17 protein-coding genes, 2 tRNA genes and 3 rRNA genes are annotated in these 23,964 nt (G+C 38.4%); 4 read left to right on the forward strand and 18 right to left on the reverse strand.

The window, feature by feature from the left end:
* Position 1 precedes the first annotated feature (1 nt).
* The 12 genes from rrf to ykzS all read right to left on the reverse strand — a co-directional run bounded on the left by rrf (position 2) and on the right by ykzS (position 13,351).
* A 5S ribosomal RNA gene (rrf, locus tag R4146_RS00005) occupies positions 2-117 on the reverse strand.
* Positions 118-188: 71 nt separating this feature from the next.
* A 23S ribosomal RNA gene (locus tag R4146_RS00010) occupies positions 189-3,103 on the reverse strand.
* A 172-nt stretch (positions 3,104-3,275) separates the two neighbouring features.
* Positions 3,276-3,348 (reverse strand) — tRNA-Ala (locus R4146_RS00015).
* Between the two features lie 33 nt (positions 3,349-3,381).
* Positions 3,382-3,455: transfer RNA gene (locus R4146_RS00020), tRNA-Ile, on the reverse strand.
* A gap of 87 nt (positions 3,456-3,542) precedes the next feature.
* Positions 3,543-5,118: ribosomal RNA gene (locus R4146_RS00025) — 16S ribosomal RNA — on the reverse strand.
* Together the 16S, 23S and 5S rRNA genes with 2 tRNA genes alongside form the textbook arrangement of a ribosomal RNA operon.
* A gap of 423 nt (positions 5,119-5,541) precedes the next feature.
* Positions 5,542-7,605: an LTA synthase family protein gene (locus tag R4146_RS00030; RefSeq protein ID WP_339959436.1), complete on the reverse strand. Its 2,064-nt coding sequence runs from the start codon at positions 7,603-7,605 to the stop codon at positions 5,542-5,544.
* Between the two features lie 52 nt (positions 7,606-7,657).
* The gene (locus tag R4146_RS00035; RefSeq protein ID WP_339959437.1) at positions 7,658-8,674 is read right to left on the reverse strand and encodes a lysylphosphatidylglycerol synthase transmembrane domain-containing protein; all 1,017 of its coding nucleotides are present in this window, start codon (positions 8,672-8,674) and stop codon (positions 7,658-7,660) included.
* Between the two features lie 3 nt (positions 8,675-8,677).
* Positions 8,678-9,700 (reverse strand): glycosyltransferase family 4 protein, encoded by a 1,023-nt coding sequence (locus tag R4146_RS00040; RefSeq protein ID WP_339959438.1) that lies wholly within the window; start codon positions 9,698-9,700, stop codon positions 8,678-8,680.
* 12 nt (positions 9,701-9,712) lie between these two features.
* Positions 9,713-10,897 carry a glycosyltransferase family 4 protein gene (locus R4146_RS00045; RefSeq protein ID WP_339960613.1) on the reverse strand — a complete coding sequence of 395 codons (1,185 nt, stop codon included), beginning with the start codon at positions 10,895-10,897 and terminating at the stop codon, positions 9,713-9,715.
* Between the two features lie 160 nt (positions 10,898-11,057).
* Positions 11,058-12,788 carry a phosphoenolpyruvate--protein phosphotransferase gene (gene ptsP / locus R4146_RS00050; protein ID WP_339959439.1) on the reverse strand — a complete coding sequence of 577 codons (1,731 nt, stop codon included), beginning with the start codon at positions 12,786-12,788 and terminating at the stop codon, positions 11,058-11,060.
* Positions 12,789-12,790: 2 nt separating this feature from the next.
* Positions 12,791-13,057, reverse strand: coding sequence for a phosphocarrier protein HPr (locus R4146_RS00055; RefSeq protein WP_339959440.1), 267 nt, complete (start codon positions 13,055-13,057; stop codon positions 12,791-12,793).
* A 114-nt stretch (positions 13,058-13,171) separates the two neighbouring features.
* A complete protein-coding gene (gene ykzS / locus R4146_RS00060) occupies positions 13,172-13,351 on the reverse strand; it encodes a protein YkzS (protein WP_339959441.1) in 180 nt (59 codons plus the stop codon).
* A 189-nt stretch (positions 13,352-13,540) separates the two neighbouring features.
* Between ykzS and R4146_RS00065 the strand changes: the two genes are divergently transcribed.
* Positions 13,541-15,718, forward strand: coding sequence for an ATP-dependent Clp protease ATP-binding subunit (locus R4146_RS00065; protein ID WP_339959442.1), 2,178 nt, complete (start codon positions 13,541-13,543; stop codon positions 15,716-15,718).
* Between the two features lie 46 nt (positions 15,719-15,764).
* On the opposite strand, the gene R4146_RS00070 is transcribed toward R4146_RS00065, so the two are convergent.
* The 4 genes from R4146_RS00070 to recX all read right to left on the reverse strand — a co-directional run bounded on the left by R4146_RS00070 (position 15,765) and on the right by recX (position 19,870).
* Positions 15,765-17,342, reverse strand: a complete 1,578-nt coding sequence (locus tag R4146_RS00070) for a peptide chain release factor 3 (RefSeq protein WP_339959443.1) — start codon at positions 17,340-17,342, stop codon at positions 15,765-15,767.
* A 109-nt stretch (positions 17,343-17,451) separates the two neighbouring features.
* Positions 17,452-17,862 carry a glycerol-3-phosphate cytidylyltransferase gene (tagD, locus tag R4146_RS00075; protein WP_339959444.1) on the reverse strand — a complete coding sequence of 137 codons (411 nt, stop codon included), beginning with the start codon at positions 17,860-17,862 and terminating at the stop codon, positions 17,452-17,454.
* Positions 17,863-17,925: 63 nt separating this feature from the next.
* Positions 17,926-19,056, reverse strand: a complete 1,131-nt coding sequence (locus R4146_RS00080; protein ID WP_339959445.1) for an AI-2E family transporter — start codon at positions 19,054-19,056, stop codon at positions 17,926-17,928.
* 13 nt (positions 19,057-19,069) lie between these two features.
* Positions 19,070-19,870, reverse strand: coding sequence for a recombination regulator RecX (gene recX, locus R4146_RS00085; protein ID WP_339959446.1), 801 nt, complete (start codon positions 19,868-19,870; stop codon positions 19,070-19,072).
* Between the two features lie 78 nt (positions 19,871-19,948).
* Here recX and R4146_RS00090 point away from each other — a divergent pair, with 78 nt between their 5' ends.
* Positions 19,949-20,398, forward strand: a complete 450-nt coding sequence (locus R4146_RS00090) for a flavodoxin (protein ID WP_339960614.1) — start codon at positions 19,949-19,951, stop codon at positions 20,396-20,398.
* 16 nt (positions 20,399-20,414) lie between these two features.
* Here R4146_RS00090 and R4146_RS00095 read toward each other — a convergent pair whose 3' ends face one another.
* A complete protein-coding gene (locus tag R4146_RS00095; protein WP_339959447.1) occupies positions 20,415-21,290 on the reverse strand; it encodes a YihY/virulence factor BrkB family protein in 876 nt (291 codons plus the stop codon).
* Positions 21,283-22,413: a non-hydrolyzing UDP-N-acetylglucosamine 2-epimerase gene (wecB, locus tag R4146_RS00100; RefSeq protein ID WP_339959448.1), complete on the reverse strand. Its 1,131-nt coding sequence runs from the start codon at positions 22,411-22,413 to the stop codon at positions 21,283-21,285. Before wecB ends, R4146_RS00095 begins: the two co-directional genes overlap by 8 nt.
* A 159-nt stretch (positions 22,414-22,572) precedes the next feature.
* Between wecB and R4146_RS00105 the strand changes: the two genes are divergently transcribed.
* Positions 22,573-23,511: a glycosyltransferase family 2 protein gene (locus tag R4146_RS00105; protein ID WP_339959449.1), complete on the forward strand. Its 939-nt coding sequence runs from the start codon at positions 22,573-22,575 to the stop codon at positions 23,509-23,511.
* 5 nt (positions 23,512-23,516) lie between these two features.
* Complete coding sequence (locus R4146_RS00110) at positions 23,517-23,951, forward strand: GtrA family protein (RefSeq protein ID WP_339959450.1); 435 nt, start codon at positions 23,517-23,519, stop codon at positions 23,949-23,951.
* The last annotated feature ends 13 nt before the right edge of the window (positions 23,952-23,964 follow it).

Genomic DNA, 23,964 nt, shown 5'->3' on the forward strand with positions numbered 1-23,964 from the left:
AGCGTGGCAACGTCCTATCCTCGCAGGGGCGATCCCCCAACTACTTTTGGCGTACAGAAGCTTAACTGCTGTGTTCGACATGGGAACAGGTGTATCCTTCTGGCAATCATCACCACACTATTTAACTGTGAGAACTTCGTTCTCTCAAAACTAGATAATATTTTATTCTTCCGTGAGAACTACCTTACTTGGTTAAGTCCTCGACCGATTAGTATTGGTCCGCTCCATGCATCACTGCACTTCCACTTCCAACCTATTTACCTGATCATCTCTCAGGGGTCTTACTTCCATAAAGGAATGGGAAATCTCATCTCGAGGTGGGTTTCACACTTAGATGCTTTCAGCGTTTATCTCATCCATACATAGCTACCCAGCGATGCGCCTGGCGGCACAACTGGTACACCAGCGGTATGTCCACTCCGGTCCTCTCGTACTAAGAGCAGCTCCTCTCAAATTTCCTACGCCCGCGACGGATAGGGACCGAACTGTCTCACGACGTTCTGAACCCAGCTCGCGTACCGCTTTAATGGGCGAACAGCCCAACCCTTGGGACCAACTACAGCCCCAGGATGCGATGAGCCGACATCGAGGTGCCAAACCTCCCCGTCGATGTGAACTCTTGGGGGAGATAAGCCTGTTATCCCCAGGGTAGCTTTTATCCGTTGAGCGATGGCCCTTCCATACGGTACCACCGGATCACTAAGCCCGACTTTCGTCCCTGCTCGACCTGTATGTCTCGCAGTCAAGCTCCCTTCTGCCTTTACACTCGTCGAATGATTTCCAACCATTCTGAGGGAACCTTTGGGCGCCTCCGTTACTGTTTAGGAGGCGACCGCCCCAGTCAAACTGCCAACCAGACACTGTCTCCCACCACGATGAGTGGTGCGGGTTAGAGTGTTCATACAGCGAGGGTAGTATCCCACCAATGCCTCCATCGAAACTAGCGTTCCGACTTCTATGGCTCCTACCTATCCTGTACAAGCTATACAAACACCCAATATCAAGTTACAGTAAAGCTCCATGGGGTCTTTCCGTCCTGTCGCGGGTAACCTGCTTCTTCACAGGTATCTCAATTTCACCGAGTCTCTCGTTGAGACAGTGCTCAGATCGTTACGCCTTTCGTGCGGGTCGGAACTTACCCGACAAGGAATTTCGCTACCTTAGGACCGTTATAGTTACGGCCGCCGTTTACTGGGGCTTCGTTTCTGAGCTTCGCCGAAGCTAACTCATCCACTTAACCTTCCAGCACCGGGCAGGCGTCAGCCCCTATACTTCATCTTACGATTTTGCAGAAACCTGTGTTTTTGATAAACAGTCGCCTGAGCTTTTTCACTGCGGCTGCACATAGTGCAGCACCCCTTCTCCCGAAGTTACGGGGTCATTTTGCCGAGTTCCTTAACGAGAGTTCACTCGCTCACCTTAGGATACTCTCCTCGACTACCTGTGTCGGTTTGCGGTACGGGTAGTTAACTACTAACTAGAAACTTTTCTCGGTAGTGTGACGTCAACGACTTCCCTACTAAATTTCGGTCCTCATCACACCTTGTCAACCCGGTATTAAGCATTTGACTCAATACCTGACTTAGTGCTTGAACATCCATATCCAACAGGATGCTACGTTTAGCCTCCTACGTCCTTCCATCGTTCAAACATAGTTAACTAGTACAGGAATCTCAACCTGTTATCCATCGCCTACGCTTCTCAGCCTCGGCTTAGGTCCCGACTAACCCTGGGAGGACGAGCCTTCCCCAGGAAACCTTAGTCATTCGGTGGATCAGATTCTCACTGATCTTTCGCTACTCATACCGGCATTCTCACTTCTAAGCGCTCCACCAGTCCTTACGGTCTGACTTCATTGCCCTTAGAACGCTCTCCTATCACGTAACAAAGTTACGTCCACAATCTCGGTAATATGCTTAGCCCCGGTAAATTTTCGGCGCAGGATCACTCGACTAGTGAGCTATTACGCACTCTTTAAATGGTGGCTGCTTCTGAGCCAACATCCTAGTTGTCTATGCAACTCCACATCCTTTTCCACTCAGCATATATTTAGGGACCTTAATTGGTGGTCTGGGCTGTTCCCCTTTCGACGGTGGATCTTATCACTCATCGTCTGACTCCTGGATATAAATCAATGGCATTCGGAGTTTATCTGAATTCAGTAACCCAAGACGGGCCCCTCATCCAAACAGTGCTCTACCTCCATGATTCTCAACTCCAAGGCTAACCCTAAAGCTATTTCGGAGAGAACCAGCTATCTCCAAGTTCGTTTGGAATTTCACCGCTACCCACACCTCATCCCAGCACTTTTCAACGTACACGGGTTCGGCCCTCCGGTGTGTTTTACCACACTTTCAGCCTGGACATGGGTAGATCACCTGGTTTCGGGTCTATCACAACATACTAAAGCGCCCTATTCAGACTCGCTTTCGCTACGGCTCCGATTTTTCGTCTTAACCTTGCATGTTATCATAACTCGCCGGTTCATTCTGCAAGAGGCACGCTATCACCCATTAACGGGCTCTAACTGCTTGTAGGCACATGGTTTCAGGAACTATTTCACTCCCCTTCCGGGGTGCTTTTCACCTTTCCCTCACGGTACTGGTTCACTATCGGTCACTAGGGAGTATTTAGCCTTGGGAGATGGTCCTCCCGGATTCCGGCAACGTTTCACGTGTATTGCCGTACTCAGGATCCTGAACTGAGGGGATTAGATTTCGTCTACAGGGCTATCACCTTGTGTCGCAGAACTTCCCAGATCTTTCGACTATCTAATCCTTTGGTAACTCAAATGTTCAGTCCTACAACCCCATCGAGTAAACTCAATGGTTTGGGCTGATCCCCGTTCGCTCGCCGCTACTGAGGGAATCGAATTTTCTTTCTCTTCCTGTGGGTACTTAGATGTTTCAGTTCCCCACGTCTGCCTCTTAATGAGTATGAATTCGTCATTAAGTAATAATCGATAAAGATTATTGGGTTTCCCCATTCGGAAATCTCCGGATCAAAGCTTACGTACAGCTCCCCGAAGCATATCGGCGTTAGTCCCGTCCTTCATCGGCTCCTAGTACCAAGGCATCCACCATGCGCCCTTAATAACTTAACCTATTACCACAAAGTGGTATTTGGTTAATTGAGTAAATACGAATAAACTATTTAAAAAACTCAAAATAACGCGGTGTTCTCGGTTGAAATTGTATTTAATACAATTCAATTTGGAAAAATTAAAATATTATCTAGTTTTCAAAGAACCAAGTATTATGACACTGACGTGTCAATGGAGAATAGCGGGATCGAACCGCTGACCTCCTGCTTGCAAAGCAGGTGCTCTCCCAGCTGAGCTAATTCCCCATACCATTTAAATCTAATCACTAAGATTAGCAATGGGCCTAAATGGACTCGAACCATCGACCTCACGCTTATCAGGCGTGCGCTCTCACCAACTGAGCTATAGGCCCAAAGAAGCGTGGTTCTATAGTTTGAGAAGTAGACCTCTCAAAACTAAACAAAACTATGACTGTATAAGGTTCCGAATTATTCCTTAGAAAGGAGGTGATCCAGCCGCAGGTTCTCCTACGGCTACCTTGTTACGACTTCACCCTAATCATCAGTCCTACCTTAGGCGGCTTGCTCCTCAAAAGAGGTTACTACACCGACTTTGGGTATTACTAACTCTCATGGTGTGACGGGCGGTGTGTACAAGACCCGGGAACGTATTCACCGTGGCATGCTGATCCACGATTACTAGTGATTCCAACTTCATGTAGGCGAGTTGCAGCCTACAATCCGAACTGAGAACGGCTTTAAGAGATTAGCTTAACCTCGCGGTTTCGCGACTCGTTGTACCGTCCATTGTAGCACGTGTGTAGCCCAGGCCATAAGGGGCATGATGATTTGACGTCGTCCCCACCTTCCTCCGGTTTGTCACCGGCAGTCTCACTAGAGTGCCCAACTTAATGCTGGCAACTAATAATAGGGGTTGCGCTCGTTGCGGGACTTAACCCAACATCTCACGACACGAGCTGACGACAACCATGCACCACCTGTCATCCTGTCCCCGAAGGGAACGGCTAATCTCTTAGCTTTGCAGGAGATGTCAAGGCCTGGTAAGGTTCTTCGCGTAGCATCGAATTAAACCACATGCTCCACCACTTGTGCGGGTCCCCGTCAATTCCTTTGAGTTTCAACCTTGCGGTCGTACTCCCCAGGCGGAATGCTTAATGCGTTAGCTGCGGCACTAAAGGGCGGAAACCCTCTAACACCTAGCATTCATCGTTTACGGCATGGACTACCAGGGTATCTAATCCTGTTTGCTACCCATGCTTTCGAACCTCAGCGTCAGTTACAGACCAGACAGCCGCCTTCGCCACTGGTGTTCTTCCATATATCTACGCATTTCACCGCTACACATGGAGTTCCACTGTCCTCTTCTGCACTCAAGTTTCCCAGTTTCCGATGCACTTCTTCGGTTAAGCCGAAGGCTTTCACATCAGACTTAAGAAACCGCCTGCGCTCGCTTTACGCCCAATAAATCCGGACAACGTTTGCCACCTACGTATTACCGCGGCTGCTGGCACGTAGTTAGCCGTGACTTTCTGGTTAAATACCGTCACGATATGATCATTTCCTATCATACCCGTTCTTCTTTAACAACAGAGTTTTACGAGCCGAAACCCTTCTTCACTCACGCGGCGTTGCTCCATCAGACTTGCGTCCATTGTGGAAGATTCCCTACTGCTGCCTCCCGTAGGAGTATGGGCCGTGTCTCAGTCCCATTGTGGCCGATTACCCTCTCAGGTCGGCTACGTATCATTGCCTTGGTAGGCCATTACCCCACCAACAAGCTAATACGCCGCAGATCCATCCTAAAGTGATGCAAACGCATCTTTCAAACAAAAACCATGCGGTTTTTGTTGTTATGCGGTATTAGCACTTGTTTCCAAATGTTATCCCCCGCTTTAGGGCAAGTTATCTACGTGTTACTCACCAGTTCGCCACTCGTTTCGATGTTAAGTCAAGTTAATGCAAGCATCAACTATCATTAACGGAAACTCGTTCGACTTGCATGTATTAGGCACGCCGCCAACGTTCGTCCTGAGCCAGGATCAAACTCTCATCTTAAGATGAAAAGCTTAACTTAGCTCTTCTAATATTGTTACTTTTAAGCGAATTGACTTCGCATAAGATTTTGTCTTCATAATTAATTATGAAGTTCCTTACACATCTTTGTCATAATTTTGTTCAGTTTTCAAAGATCTACTTGAATGTGTCGTTCATAACGACAACTATTTAATAATAACAAATTGATAACTCAATGTCAACAACTTTTTAAAATTAATTTTTAGTCGAATTGGATAAACGCCTCAATGACGTTAACTAATTGACAACGTTTAATATAATATCAAACGTAAATATCTTTGTCAACAACTTTTTCTAATTTGTTTTTGACAAAAATAAAAATCACCGAATTGATAACTTATCAAAACGATGATTATTATATTACACTAATTATTTTATTTTGGCAACTACTTTTTTCAAACTTTTTTATTTTAGTTCAGGAGCATCAGTTTTATAGTCACCCATAGTTGATTTACCACCATTTTCATCCACTAAACTAGTGTGTTCTTTAGCATTGCGTTCTTTCAAACTAGCTAATCCCGCACTTGGTTTATAATTATAATCACGCTTATTAACCTTTACAAAGCCCTTTGGATCATAGAAACGTAATAAATCACCTTGCACTACTCGATCAGATAATGATAGTTCAGTATTAACATGATTTTGAATTGCTTCAAGACGTTTCTTTTGCTTTGCATTTGGTGTAATTTTCTTACAAGTCTTAGTTAAATAAACGGTACTACCGACCGATGTATATTTAGGAGTAACAAAATCACCGTTTCTAAACGCTACAATTTGTTTGCGGTTAGTAGATAGTAAATCTTGTCCAAATTGAATCTTGTTATTATCTTTAATTCCTAAAATGTGTAGTAAAGTAGGCAATACATCAATTTCACCACCATAAGTGTGATCGATTTTGCCTTGTAGATTACTTCCGTGAATCATAAATGGTACCTTTTGGAATTGAGCTAAGTCATAACTATTAATACTCTTCTTGTGTAATAGTTGTGCAATTGCTGGTCTATGATTATTAGAAATTCCATAATGATCACCATAAGCAACCACGACACTATTATCATATAGTCCGGTTTTCTTTAAATAGTTAATAAACTCACCAAATGCTTGGTCAAGATAATGAGCCGTTTGAACATAAGGATCAACTGTGTCATCCCCCGTCTTAGTAGCAGGGAAACTTTGGTTTTGCTTATCTAAAATATATGGATAATGATTAGTTAAAGTAATCAACTTTGCATAAAATGGCTGTGGAAGCTGTTGAATATAGTTTGCAGCATCCTTAAAGAAGATCTTATCCTTTAGACCATATCCTACACTATAAGATGGCTTTTCTTTAAAGTAGCTAGAATCAAAGAAATATTGATAACCCCATGATTTATAGGTGTTTTCACGATTCCAAAAACTTGGTACATCCCCATGGAATGCAGCAGTAGTGTATCCTTTTTGAGCAAGAATAGCTGGAGCTGCTTCGTACGTATTTTGTGTTCCATAACTAACCATCGCAGAACCTTGTGGTAACCCAAATAAAGAATTTTCTAGCATCATTTCTGCATCAGATGTTTTTCCTTGGGCTACTTGATGGTAAAAGTTATCAAATGAAACAGTGTGTTGATCATGGTAGAAACGATTAATATTTGGTGTAACTTCCTTACCATCCACTTTATAATCAATCAAAAATTGCTGAAAACTCTCTAAGTGAATAATAAAGACGTTCTTACCCTTTTCTTTTCCATAGTATTCAATATTGTTTTTAGTCCGATTCTTTTTAAGGTACTTAAGAACGCTATCTAAATCACTAGCCTTAGCTTTTGCTCTAGTCTGACTTTCTTTTTCAGTCTGATAAGCATTAAAAGCAGCATATTCATTCATCCCTAAGTATTTAACAATATAGTTATTGTCAAAAGAACGAGTTAACAATCCAGAACGATCAGCATTCGCAATATTGTATTCACCAAACATTAGTACAAATGATAGGACCGTTAATGCAAATGCGTTCCAGAACTTATAAGGACGTTTATCAATCTTAATTACTTTAAAGATGAGCAGTCCTACTAAAACAATTACATCTAAAAAGACCACAAAGTCAATTGGATGAATGATTTCAGCTAAACTCTTTCCCAGGTTATTTTGAACATCTCCGGAACCTTTAATAATTCCAAATGTCAAAAAATCAGAGAACTCCCGATAATAAACAATATTGGCGAATAACCAAATGGATTGAATCAAATCCATGATTAACATGAACCAATATGCAAGTCGCCCTCTAAAGTATAAACCAATCCCAAATAGTAAAATTCCAGCTGGAATGGGGTTAACTACTAATAAGAACTGCTGTAAAGCACCCTTAGCACCGAGTGTAAACTCAGTTTGATAAGCAAAGTAAGTCTTTGCCCAGAATAGAAATAACACTAATAAAAAGAACCCCATTCTAGAGTTTAAAAAGCGATTATTTCCTTGTTTTATATGATTAGACATTATAAGTGCCTCCACTAAATTGTTATAAGGTATTCAAATTACTGATTATTACTTATTCATGAACTTTATCCGGTTTAACAAATAGAGCAATCGCCCCTAAAATCATTCCTAGATAATAAGTTAACAAACGCCATAATAGTAATGCTAATACCAATTTACTACTGTTAGTAATGTAACTCTTAAACAGCATTTCAAAACTATATTCGGCTCCCCCTGCTCCACCAGGAATTGGAAATAGTGAGATAATCATTACGATTAAAACATGTAAACTAACGATCATAACAATGTTTGCCTGATCGTAACCCAGCGATAACATAATGAAGTAAGGAACTAAATAATAAAACAGTAGTTGAAAGAATGTAATGATTGCGATCTTGACCAATAGCTTCCAACGATGGGCGATTCTAACACTTTCAAGATAAAAATTATCAATTTTTTGTGATAGTGTTGACTGCCACTTAGTAAAGCGCTCGGGTTTAACAAAATAACGGAGGGGCTTCATCGCCACCGTTAAGAAACGCTTGGTAAAACCATGCCAATACATGATCATCAATAACACAATAATTACTACCAAATGAATTATAAACCCAAATAAAACAAATAACGATAGGTAATGCATTTTCTCAGCAATATAATGAAATCCAATGAACAGACTAAAAATAAAATTAATCACAATCATCGCTTGAAAAACAACGAATTTCATTAATAAGACTGAGCTAGCACGTCCCCCATCAATACCAGTTTGGATCATTACTAGTAGCTGAGCAGGTTGTCCACCTGAAGAAAACGGTGTGATTCCATTAAATAGTTGTTCAACCAAGGGAATTCGAATCGCATCTTTAATCGTAAAATCATTATCCCCCTGGTCTTTGACCAACTTATGAGTAATCCAAGCTTCAAACCCAAAGTAAATAAACATACATAGTGTAGCTACTAGCATCCAGTACCAGTTAATATTAAAAAAGTCAGCAATTAATAAGTTAATATTAACATCACGAATAAAGTACCAAAAAATAAGAATGCCTAACGCAAACATCCCTAATAACGACAATAAATTCTTTTTAGACATACACTACCCCTTTTTAGATTGTTCAAGATAAAATGAGTGCCAAATTTTAGCTAAATGGTCTTCAGAATAATAGTCAGAAGCCTTTAACGAACGTTCTCGCATTGCTTTTAACTGATGAGGATCATCAATTAATCGATTTAGTTTTAAGTTCAATTCGGTAAAATCCTTAAACGATGCATAGTATCCATCGATAATCACCCGATATAAGTCTAAATCTCTTAGCAACACTGGCTTTCCACATGAAAATGCTTCTAAAACAGACATTGGAAATAGTTCATTAAACGATGGCAACAAGAATAAGTCACACATATTATAAAAATCGACCAATTTATCACGGTCTACAATCCCTGGAAACGATAAGTTTTGGGGTGGATTATCAACAATTTGTTTCAATTCTTTATATCCATCAGTAATTTGACCAAATGAAAATCCTCCAGCCCACACAAATTGAACCTTAGGGTTTTTTTGCGCCAATTTAGCAAAATCTAAAATTCCCTTTCTAGTTTGCACTTGACCAGTGCCAAGTACCATAAAGCGACTAGGATCATACCCATACTGATTTCTTAAATTAGCTTGCTGATTATCATCAACAGGGTAAAATTCATCCTTGCTAACAAAATTAGGAATATACGTGACCTTGTTCGGATCAATGCCATAATTAGCTAGTTTTTCAATGAACATCGGATTCACGACCACGATATGATCCATTCGTTTATAAAAGGCAATTACATACTTATAAAAAAGGCTGCGAATTGGTTTAGGCATTTTCAGACTTCCCTCTAGGGTTTCTGGTAAAAAATGCACATAGCCAATCTTGCGGCCCCGTTTTTTGAAAAATGTGGAAAGGTAAAAAGTTGGGTTAATCGTATGATAGTGGCTGATATCAGCCCGACTCCATTGATTAATTCGAATATCAAATTCGTCCTTGAAGTAAGCATTTAACATTTGAATTAATTCATCATATGCACTACCGACTCCTTGTCCTTTAACTTTGTCAGCTGTTGAAAACATATTAATTTTTAACATCGTTATCTTCCTTTAGTAGTCTATTTCCGCTGATTTATCAACGCTTTCTTCATATTCCAACTGAGCATTTCGATAAAAACTAACGATTTGTTTTTCAAAATTATCAGCAGAAATGCTGTTCAGTTTTTGCTTTCGAAGTTCGTCTGAAACCACCAAGTATCGATCAGGATATTTTAAATATTCAGCAACATCATTAATAAATTCATCCTCAGTTGAAAAAGTCATCCCTAACGACTTATCGTTTAATAAATCATCAGTATAAGCACTCTTTACAACGATCACCTTCACTCCAGCAGCCATTGCTTCGATATAAGTTAGTCCCTGTGATTCGGAATTGGACGTTGAAACAAAAATATTAGCCATATGATAGTAGTGACTAACTTCATCATTATTAACCTCACCAGTGAATACGACGTTATCCGTCAAGTGAAGGGCTTTAACCTGAGCTTCTAATGATTCCTTAGCGGGTCCATCCCCAACAATTACTAATTGTGTGTCAGGAACTCGTTCAATTATTTTAGGCATTGCATCAATTAATTCATTAATGTTTTTTTCAAACGCCAATCTACTTACGGATAATAAAATTGGCGTTTGATCATTAAAACCAAATTGCCCTCGTAAGTTCATTGAATCGGTCTGATCATACTTAGCCACGTCAATTCCAGTCGGGATTACCCGAATGGGACTTTTGACTCCATATGATGTCAACGTATCTAATACCCGTTCACTTGGTGCCACTACACCAGACATTTTATGACAAAAGGCAAGCGTCCCCTCTTTAACATGAATGGGCTTTAATAACTTACCGTTAGCCACATAATGTAAATAATCCTCATACATTGTATGGTAAGTATGCAAGCATGGAATCCGCAAATTCTTAGCAACAAATTTACCAATAATCCCCATTGAGAATTCGGTCTGTGTGTGAACAATATCTAGATTTAATTTCTTAGCAATTTGATATGCTTGAAATAATCCTCGCACCGCAATTCGACGGTCCGAAAATGATACAAACGGAATGCTAGAAAACCGAAAGATATTTTGTTCAAAAGTATTTTTCCCAACATGTGGGTCGGTCGTCGTGAATATGTAGACCTGGTGCCCATCATTTTCAAGTTGGTTTTTTAACGTTTTAATAGAAGTGGCAACCCCACTAACTTGTGGAAAATACGTATCAGTAAATATTCCAATATTGATTTGATCCACTTCCTTTCATTATTAACTAAATACCCATTTAAGAGCATTTTAACATTTTCATTATAATTGTTTTTACAACTGGTTTGCAAACTACCTAATACTATAAATAAAGCGCTATCCCCCTATTAAAAAGGGACTAGCGCTTTCATAATCAATGATATTAAATTTTATCTAAGAAATGATTTAGCTTAGCAATAACGTCTGATACGGTAGCTGCATTATCAATAACATCATCTAAAACTTTTTTAGCGTATTTAGAATCAATGTGGCTAATAAATTGTCTAGTTTTTAAAATCGATTCATTACTCATGGAAAATTCATCGATTCCCATGCCAATTAACAACGGAATTGCCATGTGACTAGCAGCCATTTCGCCGCAAATAGCAACATCCTTACCCTCAGTATGAAATGCATCCACGACAAACTTTAAGAGCCTAATCACTGCTGGATTTAAAGGCTGATATAAATCAGCAACGTTACCATCCATTCGGTCACTAGCCATCACATATTGAATCAAATCGTTGGTCCCGACACTCACAACATCTACTTCACGCGCAAACTGATCGGCAATTAAGGCTGCTGCAGGAGTTTCAATCATAATCCCTAAGCTAACATTTCCGACATTTTGTCCATCTTTAATCATGGTGGCACGTTCTTCATCATAGATGGAGCAAGCTTTGCGATATTCATCAATTGTCGTAATCATTGGAAATATAATTGAGATATCACCATAACTCGATGCTCGAATTAAAGCTCTTAACTGAGTCCTAAACATTTTATCATGGTCTAAACTAACTCTAATACCACGTTCACCTAAAGCTGGGTTCTCTTCTGGTGGTAAGTTAATCCCGTGCACTTGTTTATCATTACCAATATCTAACGTTCTGAACACGACTGGTTTGCCACGCATATAAAAGACCGCCTTGCGATAACTCTCAAATTGTTCTTCTTCACTGGGTACATGGTCACGACCCATAAATAAGAATTCAGTCCGATAAAGACCAATACCCTCAGCAGAGCTGTCTAATGCCTTTAAGTCACGATCGTTGCCAATATTAGCCTCAATTCTCAAATGCCTTTGATCAGCAGTCGTTGTTAATTGCTTTTGAAATTGAGCTAACTTTTTAAGCTCAATGTGAAAAGCCTTTATCCGCTCATGATATTCCATGATCTGAAGACGAGTTGGTTTTACAATAATCGTGCCAGATAGACCATCAACGATTAGTTCATCATCATTTCTAATCTCCTTAACAGCACCCTTAGCCCTTAGAATCATTGGTAATTTCAAGGTCCGAGCCATAATGGATGAATGGGATGTCTGAGCACCAAACTCCGCAACAATTCCCTTCACGTATTTACCATTTAACTGAGCAATATCACTAGGGGTAATGTCCTTAGCAACTATGATTACAGGTCGATCAACTAACGATAAATCTGGTAGTTTTACCCCTAATAAATGACTTAGGACTCGCCGTTTGATATCAATTACATCACTTGTTCGTTCACGAATTTGAGCCTTCATCCAAACATTAGTAACATTAGATTTAAAAAGATGAATAAAGTTATTGGTAGTAACATCGAGTGCCTTTTCAGCACACATTCCCTTATCCAAAATTAATTGTTCAATTGAACTTATAAATTCAGGGTCAGATAACATTTCAACATGTGATTGAAAAACCATCCCTTCATTTTCACCTAAGTTCTCAACAATATTATCCTTAATTTGATTTAAATCATCAATCGATGCATTTAAAGCATCGTGTAGGCGATTTATTTCTGATTCTTTATCATTAACGATGACATCTTTAAATGATAAATCCGGTTCACCGATTTTGTATGCTTTGGCAATCGAGATCCCTTCGCTAGCAGAAATTCCTTCTAACTTATGCATTTTTAATCAGATAAACCCTCTTTTTTGAGCGTTTTAGCAATATCTTCTAATGCTTGGTCTTCGTCATTACCATCAGCAGTGATGGTAATTTCTGCGTTTTGACCAACACCTAGAGACATTACACCCATGATTGATTTTAAGTTAACTTTTTTGCCATCGTACTCTAAATTAATATCAGAAGAATACTTACTAGCTGTTTGAACTAACAACGTAGCAGGTCTTGCATGAATACCAGTTTCAGCGATAATCTTAAATTGGCTTTGTTTCATTATTTGTTCCTCCTTAAAATTACTATTTGATTAAAAATAAATAAGTAATTGATGCCATTTTCTTTAATTATAACATATAATGATGAATTTCACTTAATCCACTCATATAAGGCATTATTGCTCAAAATGATAAACAATCTTACCTTCACGATTAGCAGTTCCCACCACGCGTTTGCGACTTTCAAAATCCATGAAAGCCTTTTGAAAAGCCATGAATTCATCTGGGGTTACTTCAATCGTTTGAATATCACCATTTTTCAGTTGCTTTAATAAATCGGCATAATTATTTTTCAAAAACTTCCACTCCTTACGTGTATATTTATATTATATTCAATCTAAGACCCTAATTCCAAGATTTCACCAGCAGCCATGTTTAAATCAAATTGCTTGAATCAAATAAGTTAAGTTGTATAATAGCTTTACATGGTCAGTAATGGTCAAACGTTTTTCTGACCAATCTTTAAATCAAAGGAGAGTAGCAATATGCTATGTCAAAACTGTCATGAAAATGAAGCTACCATTCACTTGTACGTCAGTCGTAATGGTCAAAGACAGCGAATTGACTTATGTCAAAATTGCTATCAGCTTCTGACACAAAATAATCAGAATGGAGGTGCTAATATGGCACAAGATCCATTTGGATTTGGCGATTTAAATGATATTTTCCATGCAATGCAAAATGGAAACCAAGGTGTAAATCCTAACCAAAATCGTATGAATCCACAAAATGGCGCTGGAAATAATGGTAATTCCGGCAATAACAGTGTATTAAGTCAGTACGGGATTAATATGACCCAATTAGCTAAGGATGGTAAAATCGATCCAGTCATTGGGCGGAATAAAGAAATTAAACGTGTAATTGAAATTCTTAATCGAAGAACTAAGAATAACCCAGTTTTAATTGGTGAAGCCGGAGTTGGTAAAACTGCAGTCGTTGAAGGACTAGCTTTAGAAATTGCAGACGGTAACGTTCCTGAAAAACTAAAGAACAAGCAAGTAATCAGACTTGATGTGGTCTCACTAGTTCAAGGCACTGGAATTCGTGGTCAATTTGAAAAACGGATGCAATCACTAGTTAAGGAAGTTCAATCTAACCCTAACATCATTTTATTCATTGATGAAATTCATGAAATTATGGGGGCTGGAAATGCCGATGGTGGTATGGACGCAGGAAACGTATTAAAGCCTGCACTAGCCCGTGGTGAATTTCAATTGATCGGTGCCACTACCTTAAAGGAATATCGTGATATCGAAAAAGACGCTGCCTTAGCTAGACGGTTCCAAAAGGTGATGGTTCAAGAACCTGAACCAAAAGAAGCCGTTAAAATTCTAAAAGGCATTCAAGGTAAGTATGAAGCATACCACCATATTAAGTATTCCCCTGCCGCAATTAAAGCAGCCGTTAAATTATCTGATCGCTACATTCAAGATCGTTTCTTACCAGATAAGGCTATCGACTTAATTGATGAAGCTGGTTCGAGAAAGAATTTAACGCTTAATACCATTGATCAAGCATCCCTTGATAGTCAAATTAAGCACGCTGAGGAACAAAAAGAAAGTGCGCTTAAAGCAGAAGACTACGAAAAGGCTGCTTACTATCGCGATCAAGTTAAAAAGTTCAAGAATATGAAGGATGCCGGTAGTAACGAAAAGGAAAGTACGCCTGAAGTTACGGTTCGCGACATCGAAAAAATTGTTGAAGAAGCTACTAATATTCCAGTTGGTGAATTACAAGCTAAGGAACAACAACAATTAAAAGACTTAGCACCAGAATTAAAACAACACTTAATTGGTCAAGATGCAGCTGTTGATACTGTAGCTAAGGCCATTAAACGGAATCGAGTTGGATTTAATGGAACTGGGCGGCCAATTGGTTCATTCTTATTTGTAGGAACAACCGGAGTTGGTAAAACCGAACTAGCTAAGCAATTAGCAAATGAACTTTTCGGTTCTTCAGATGCAATGATTCGATTCGATATGTCTGAATACCGTGAACCTCATTCTATTTCTAAATTAATCGGTTCCCCTCCTGGCTATGTTGGCTATGATGAAGCCGGTCAATTAACGGAAAAGGTACGTCGGAACCCTTACAGCTTAATTCTTTTTGATGAAATTGAAAAAGCTAATCCAGACGTTTTACATGCCTTCTTACAAATTCTAGATGACGGACGGCTAACTGATTCCCAAGGCCGGACCGTATCGTTTAAGGATACCGTAATCATAATGACCAGTAATGCCGGAACTGGTGTTTCTGAATCTAGCGTTGGATTTGGTGCTAGCGCATCAGGTCAAGCCCATTCAGCAATGAACCATCTTGGCGATTACTTCAAACCTGAATTTTTAAATCGGTTTGATGATATTGTTGAATTCAATCCACTTTCTAAGGATAGTTTGAAACAAATCGTTACCCTAATGATTGATAATATGAACCAAATGTTATCACAACAAGGTATCCATGTTCATGTTACCGACGGAGTAAAAGATCAAATCGTTGATTTAGGATACAATCCTGCCATGGGAGCACGTCCATTACGTCGTATCATTCAAGAACACATCGAAGATAAAGTGGCCGATTTCTATTTAGACCACCAAGATGTAAAACAATTATCCGCAGCACTGGATTCTAAACGTCAAATCGTTGTTAAACCAGTCAGTGAATAATGAAAAAGTTAGTCTAGTTTAACTAGGCTAACTTTTTTAATACATATTATAATTTAGACATTAATTTAACGTCTGGGTATTTATCATGGAACCAACGTTCCGCAAAGGTATTTTCGAATAGGAATAATGGTTGATCATGAGTATCACGAACCAAAATATTTCTAGATGAGGACATACTTTCATCCAATTGATCTGGATCAATCCAGCGAGCAATCTTATGCCCAAGGGGTTCCATTACTACTTCTGAGTTATATTCATTCTGCATCCGGAATTGGAATACTTCAAATTGAAGTTGACCAACTGCTCCTAAGATATAATCACCAGTTGAGTAAGTCGTGTAAAGTTGAACCGCACCTTCTTGAACCAATTGATGAATTCCCTTATGAAAAGATTTTTGCTTCATCACGTTCTTAGCAGAAACACGCATGAATAGTTCCGGAGTAAATTGAGGTAACGGTGGGAATTTAACGGCTTGTTTACCAGTATAAATCGTATCACCAATTTGGAAGTTACCAGTATCGTATAACCCAATAATGTCACCAGCCACCGCATTTTCAACGTTTTCACGAGTGTTAGCAACAAACTCAGTCACATTTGAGAGCCGTAACTTTTTATCAGTCCGTTCAAGCTTTACGTCCATTCCCCGTTCGAACTCACCAGAACAAACTCGTACAAACGCAATCCGGTCCCGATGACGAGGATTCATATTAGCTTGGATTTTAAATACAAAGCCAGAGAAATTAGGGTTAGTGGGTTGAACTTCTTCATCATCTAACGTATTTTCGTGATCACCAGGCATTGGTGCAAAATCTAAGTAAGCATTTAGAAATGTTTCTACCCCAAAGTTAGCCAATGCTGACCCGAAGAAGACCGGAGTTTGATCACCCTTTTTAATCTTTTCTAAGTCAAATTGGTTCCCCGCTTCCTGGATTAGGTCCATATTAGCCTTAGCATCTTGATAGACTTCATCATTTGGTAAATCACTAGCAACTTGCAATTCACCCTCATCATTCAATGGTAAGTACTTTTCAGTTCCTTCCTTAGGTCGATAAAGTGCCACCCGATTATTATAGCGGTCATATAATCCTCGTAACACCTTTCCAGAACCAATTGGCCAGTTCATTGGATAGCCTTCAATTCCTAAGACATCCTCTAATTGACTAATTAATTCAATGGGGTCACGACTATCACGATCCATCTTATTCATAAATGTAAAAATCGGGATTCCCCGCATTTTACAAATTTTAAATAGTTTCTTAGTTTGGGCTTCGATCCCTTTCGCAGCATCAATTACCATCACAGCGGAATCAACCGCCATTAGAGTCCGGTAAGTATCTTCAGAGAAATCCTCATGTCCAGGAGTATCCAAGATATTAATTCGTTTTCCCTGATAATCAAATTGCATTACTGAACTAGTAACGGAAATCCCTCTTTTTTGTTCAATTTCCATCCAGTCAGACTTTGCAAAATTACCACTCTTTTTACCCTTAACCGTTCCTGCTTCTCGAACAATCCCTCCATAAAGTAAGAGTTGTTCGGTAATCGTGGTCTTTCCGGCATCCGGGTGAGAAATAATTGCAAAAGTTCTTCTTTTTGCAACGTTTTGTTCTAGTGCATTCGCCATAAATATTTTCCCTTTCAATTTAGATAATAAATTAATTCTAACATACTTTGGAACCCTAAATAGAATTAAAAAGCCTACCTAGTTAAATTAGATAGACTTTGGTTGATTATTAAGCTTTCCAGTTATCAGCATCTTTGATACCGAGGTCCTTTTTAATCTTAGAAGTTGAAATTCCCTCAGTTCTTGGTAAATAAATCACTTCACAATAATCCTTAAGGAAATCAAACTTTCCTTTCCAGTCATCCCCCATTACGAAGACGTCAATATTGTTTTCTTGAACATCCTTGATTTTTTGATTCCAACCGCTTTCTGGAATTACCTTATCAACATACCGGATGGCTTCTAATACATATTTACGATCTTCAAATGACGTATATGCTTTCTTGCCCTTTTCAGCATTAAACTCATCAGATGATAATCCAACCATCAGATAGTCACCTAATTCTCGAGCACGCTTTAATAATCTAACATGGCCCTTGTGTAATAAATCGAAAGTTCCATAAGTAATTACTTTTTTCATTGTTATTCAATCTCCTGATTATATTTAAATTAAGGTTATCATACCAAATTTATGGATAAACCTCTATTTATCACTAACATCTTTTTCAATTTCATAATTATGCTGTAATAACCAGATGCTATAAACATATTGTACAACTACTTTCACAACAGCGTATAGTGGAATGGCTAAAATCATCCCAACCAATCCAGCAATATTTCCAGCAGCTAATAAAATGACGATAATAGTTAGTGGATGAATCTGTAAACTCTTACCAATCACGTTGGGATAAACTAGGTTCCCATCTAGTTGTTGGACGATCAAAACAATAATTATAACATAAATAACTTGCTTAATATCGCTTGAGAATGCTACTAATAATGATGGCAAGATCCCAATATAGGGTCCAACGTATGGAATGATGTTACATACTCCCGCAAATACTCCTAATAGTAATGCATATTTTTGTCCAATAAAAACATAACCGAGTGAAGTAAAAATCCCTACAAATAAACATTCAATCATTTGACCACCAATGTATCTAGCAATCGTTTCATTCATCTTACCCAATAAAACTACCGTTTGCTTTTGATGATCCTTTGGAATTAACTTTTCAATGGTCGGCATTAGTTTATGCCCATCCTTTAGCATGTAGAATAAAATAACGGGAACCGTAATCATAACGATCACTACGCTAGTTGCCATTGAAATAATATTACCAAGACTGGCAGTCACGCTCCCCAATACACCTTGCGTATAGTTGGTCAATGAAGATTGAATCTGATTAATATAATCGGTAATATCAACATCTTTTAACCAACCGTGGGTAGTAACTTCCTCAAGCGTCTTTTCAGTCGAGTTAGCCACATCCGGTAGATGGTAAAATAACGTAGTAACTTGCGTAAAAATGTGGGGAATAAATGATAACCCTACATAGAATAATAGCCCTAAAAAGGCAATAAAAATAAGAATAACAGCAAAGGTTCGTGAAACACGTAACCGTTTATAATGAATCTTCATTAATAGCTCAACAATTGGATTTAACATATAAAATAACGCCCCGGCGACTAAAATGGGGACGAAAATCGTTGAAATAAAAATCCCAATTGGGGTAAACACAAAACTAATTTTGTTACATAGGTAGACAATTGCTACTACAATTAACACTTCTAGCGACCAGAAAAATAATCTGGACTGCTTCAAGCGATTTTTCATATTGAATACTCCTCTATTGTTCAATTTCTGCATCAATTAATTGACTAATTGAATCCAGACTAAATCCTTTCCGATATAAAGCCTGTTTAGTTTTATACGCTCGTTGTTGCTGGTCATAACGACGATATCGATGCCAAGATTTTTCAAATTGTTTCTTCAAAACCACTGCTTGATGGTCAAAATCAGGCTTAAAATCAGCCAACTCAATTACTTGATCTATGATTTCAAATGAATATCCTTTCCTAACCAACCCATTTTTAACTTTGTTAATTGCTTGATTAAAGGAATCATTTTGATAACGTTTAAACATTTTACGAGCTTGTTTTAATCCATTTACAACTAGATCATCATCAGAATAGAATTCGTCTAACGCTGATTCAATCATTGAATCAGCAATTCCTTTTTGGTGCAGATGCTGTTTAATTGCAGTTGGTCCCTTATCTTGAATCCGCACTTCACTCCGAACATAGCTATTAGCATAGCTTTGATCATCTAATAGTAAATTTTGCTTTAATCGTTCAACTACACTATCAATTATAGCCGAATCTTCAGTTTCCGTCTTTAATTTATTCACAACCTCTTGTGTTGTTCTCAATTGACCGGATAAATAATTAATGGCTTTTTGATAAATTTTATCGATGTGGTCTGCAGAAACTAATTGATTTTCCAAACTTTCATCAATTACCATGTCCTTAACTAGTTGATACCTAATTAAGACATTTTCACTTACTGGGAATGCATAGTGTCCATCAATAAAAATATTAAAACGCCCTTTTCGCCTTTGAGCTGCAATTTTAGTGATTTTAGATTCCATTGAAATTCTCCCTATTGTTTTTAAAAGTAATATACGCTAATATTTTAACTAGGATTTTATGAAAGGAACGATTTGATAATTATGAAAGCACATGTGGTTTTTGCTACAATTACCGGAAACAATGAAGACGTTGCTGATATCGTCACTGAAGGACTCGAAGACTTAGGGGTCGATGTTGTCGAAACTGAAATCTCCCAAACCGATCCAGCAGAATTTGCAGAAGCAGATATCTGTGTGGTTTGTCCATACACATATGACGAGGGCCATCTTCCAGAAGAAGGACTAGATTTCTTTGATGATTTAAAAGCCCTTGATTTAACTGGCAAGGTCTATGGCGTTGCTGGTTCTGGTGATGAATACTATGAAGAATTTTACAACGTTGCCGTAGATGCATTTAGTGATGCGTTTAAAGCCGCACATGCTACCCAAGGCGCTGATAACGTTAAAATTAATCTAGAACCAGAAGATGATGATATTGAGACATTAGATCACTTCGCTGCACAACTAGTTGAAACAGCTAAAAAATAAATTTAATGAATGGTCACTAATTATTTAGTGGCTTTTTTATATGCTCTTTAATCGCTTTGTGACGTAACTTCCCCATCTTCATTTCTTGGAACGTTGCATTGATTACGGCCCCAATTAAAATTAGCGTACCAATAAAGTACAACCAAAACATTAAAATAATAAAAGTTCCTAGGGCCTTATAGGTTGAGAAACTTTTAGCAAAATAAGTTAAGTATAATGAAAAGCCTTGTGATAATAAAATCATTCCAACCGTAGCCGTTAGGGTCCCTAACCAAACATACTTAAATTTAGTTGCGGCTGCTGGTACTAAGTAATACATAAACATTAAAATTAAGAATAAAAATGTAATCGATACCGGTACTCTGATCATCCCAATAAATTCAAAGACAAAATCAGGAACGTGTAAGAATCTTAACACAAACCGATTACTCAAATTAAAGAAGATTAGAACTAATGTGATTCCAACAATAATCAACATCATCCATAAAAATGAAAAAATCCGGGTAATAAATGCCCCTCGTTCATTAACAACCCCGTATGCATTATCTACGGTCCGCTTTAAGGCCGCCGTTACCCGACTAGCTGACCAAATAGTAATAATAATTCCTACTGACAATTGTTTGCCGCCACCACTAAGGGCGGTCGTAATAATCGGTGAAAGCGTTTCATTGATTTGTGGTGGTAAAAATGGGTGAAGGTAGTTAGTAATATCCATACTACTAATATTCGCAAAACTTAAAATACTACCTAGAATAAATAGCAGTGGAAAGATTGATAACAATAAATAATAGGCTACTACAACTGCTGAATCAGAAATATTAGCATCTTTGTAGTGCTTTAAAAATGATTTAACTAATGGTCTTAGTTTAACTGGAACTAATTTATTAATCATGGGTCACCCGCTTTATGTTATTGATAATGGCATCTAGAATTCTAGCAGCGGCTTTTCCATCACCGTAGGGGTTTTGGGCCTCAGCCATTTTTTGATAGGCATCTTGATCTGACAATAGCAAATTCATATTGTCCTTAATTTGTTTAGGATCCGTACCGACTAGTTTAAGGGTCCCAGCAGCTACTCCTTCTGGACGCTCAGTTTCATCCCGAAGGACCAAAACTGGTTTCCCCAATGAGGGCGCTTCTTCTTGAACACCGCCAGAGTCAGTCATAATAAAGTAACTCCGGGCCGCCATGTTGTGAAAGTCAACCACCCCTAGTGGATCGATCAAGTGGACACGCGAGTCACCATCAAAACATTCATGGGCCACCTTTTGGACCACTGGACTCAAATGAACGGGATACACGACTTCTACATCTGGATATTGGTCTAACACTTTTTTAATCGTATTAAAGGTTCGACGCATTGGCTCACCATGGTTTTCACGACGGTGCATCGTCAACAAAATAACCCGGTGATTGGGATCAATATCATTTAATACCGAATGATGGTAATCAGAACTAACGGTTTGTTCCAAAGCATCAATTGCAGTATTACCAGTTACAAAAATATTTTGGGCCTGGTGATTTTCCTTCAATAAGTTCTGACGACTCAATTGCGTTGGTGCAAAGTACAAGTCTGATAACACGTCCGTCATTTGACGATTCATTTCTTCCGGATATGGTGAATATTTATCCCATGTTCTTAACCCAGCCTCAACATGCCCTAATGGCGTTTGATGATAAAAGCTGCTAATTGACGCAGCAAAAGTTGTGGTGGTATCACCATGCACTAGTATAATATCTGGACTGGCATCCTTAATGATTGGATCTAATCCATTAATAACGGCAGTTGTAATTCCACTAAGGGTTTGATTGGGTTTCATTACATTTAAATCATAGTCTGGTTGAATATTAAAAACCGTCATTACCTGATCTAGCATTTCACGGTGTTGAGCTGAAACAACCGTAATTGGTTGAAACTCAGCTGATCGTTTTTTCATTTCTAAAATTATCGGTGCCATCTTAATGGCTTCTGGACGAGTCCCGAAGATGGTCATTACCTTGATTGGGGTATTCATTCAATATAACCTCCGTTAAATTTATCCATAATATACTAATTATAACAAATTAATTAATCATTGTAGATTTTATAAAATATTCATGAATTCTAACTATACTAACAAGTAATTATGATAGAATTGTAAAAGAAAAATCGTTACACCTAAGGAGTAGTTATCGTGGAGCAAATCGGATTAATCGTGCCTTGTTATAACGAAGAAGAATCAATTGATCTCTTCTTTCAGACAACGGATCAAGTTTTTGAACAAATGAATGCGCATCAAAATAAATACGAACCTTACTACCTATTTATTGATGATGGTTCATCTGATCAGACCCTAGCTAAAATTAAACAGTTACAAGTGACCCACCCTAAGACCGTGCATTATATTTCATTTTCACGTAACTTTGGGAAGGAATCTGCAATGGCAGCCGGTTTACAAAATGTAAAGGGTGACTACGTTGCCATTATGGATGTTGATTTACAAGATCCACCTTCACTATTACCTAAAATGCTTAAAATCATTACCACCGAAGATTACGACTGTGTCGGCTGTGTGCAAACCAGTCGCAAGCAAAATCCAATTCGGGCCTTTTTGTCGGCTAGTTTTTACCGGGTCATTAATTGGATTTCTGCCGTGCACATTAAGCCTAACGTTCGTGATTATCGATTAATGAGTCGACAATATGTTGACAGCGTTTTAAAGCTAACTGAGTACAATCGTTTTACCAAGGGAATCTTCAGTTGGGTTGGGTTTAAAACCAAGTATTTGGAATATGAAGGCGTGCCAAGAGCTGCTGGACAAACCCACTGGTCAATGTATCAACTACTTAGTTATTCCTTTGAAGGCATCGTTGATTTCTCTGATGCGCCACTTAAAATTGCTACTTTCGTGGGCCTTTTTTCATGTTTAATATCTATCATTGGTCTGATCTTTGTAATTGTCAGAGCTCTTTTCTTCGGGGGTTCCGTTTCTGGCTGGCCATCTATGGTCTCAGTCATTTTATTAATCGGCGGAATCCAGCTCTTTTGCTTAGGGTTAGTCGGTAATTACATTGGTAAAATTTATTTAGAAACCAAAAACCGACCAAAATATATTGTAAAAGAAAAGAAGTAGGTACTATGATTAAAAATATATACAGAAAAAATAAAGAAGTAATTGATTACCTGTTTTGGGGTGTATTAACCACCGTGCTTAATTACATTTTATTATTAATTTTGTATAAAGCACCAATTACAGGTCAACAAATCAATAACTCTGGGTTTTGGCTTAATTTCTATAATACACTGGTGGGCATTATTTGTACGATTTTTGCCTTTGTTACTAACCGAAAATTCGTTTTTCATTCCAAAAGTACTGGCCTAAAAAATTACCTAACTGAATTAGGCATTTTCTTCCCCGGGCGATTAGGATCCATTTTCATGGAAGATGTTATCATGTCCATCGGGCATGTTTACTTTGGTATCTCAGTCATGATTATGAAGATTATTGGTGAGGTCTTTGTTATTGTTTTTAACTATGTCTGGTCTAAATTTGCCGTCTTTAGAAAAAGATAGCAAAAAGGACTAA

The sequence above is a fragment of the Nicoliella lavandulae genome, assembly GCF_037546185.1.
Taxonomy (GTDB): Bacteria; Bacillota; Bacilli; order Lactobacillales; family Lactobacillaceae; genus Nicoliella; species Nicoliella lavandulae.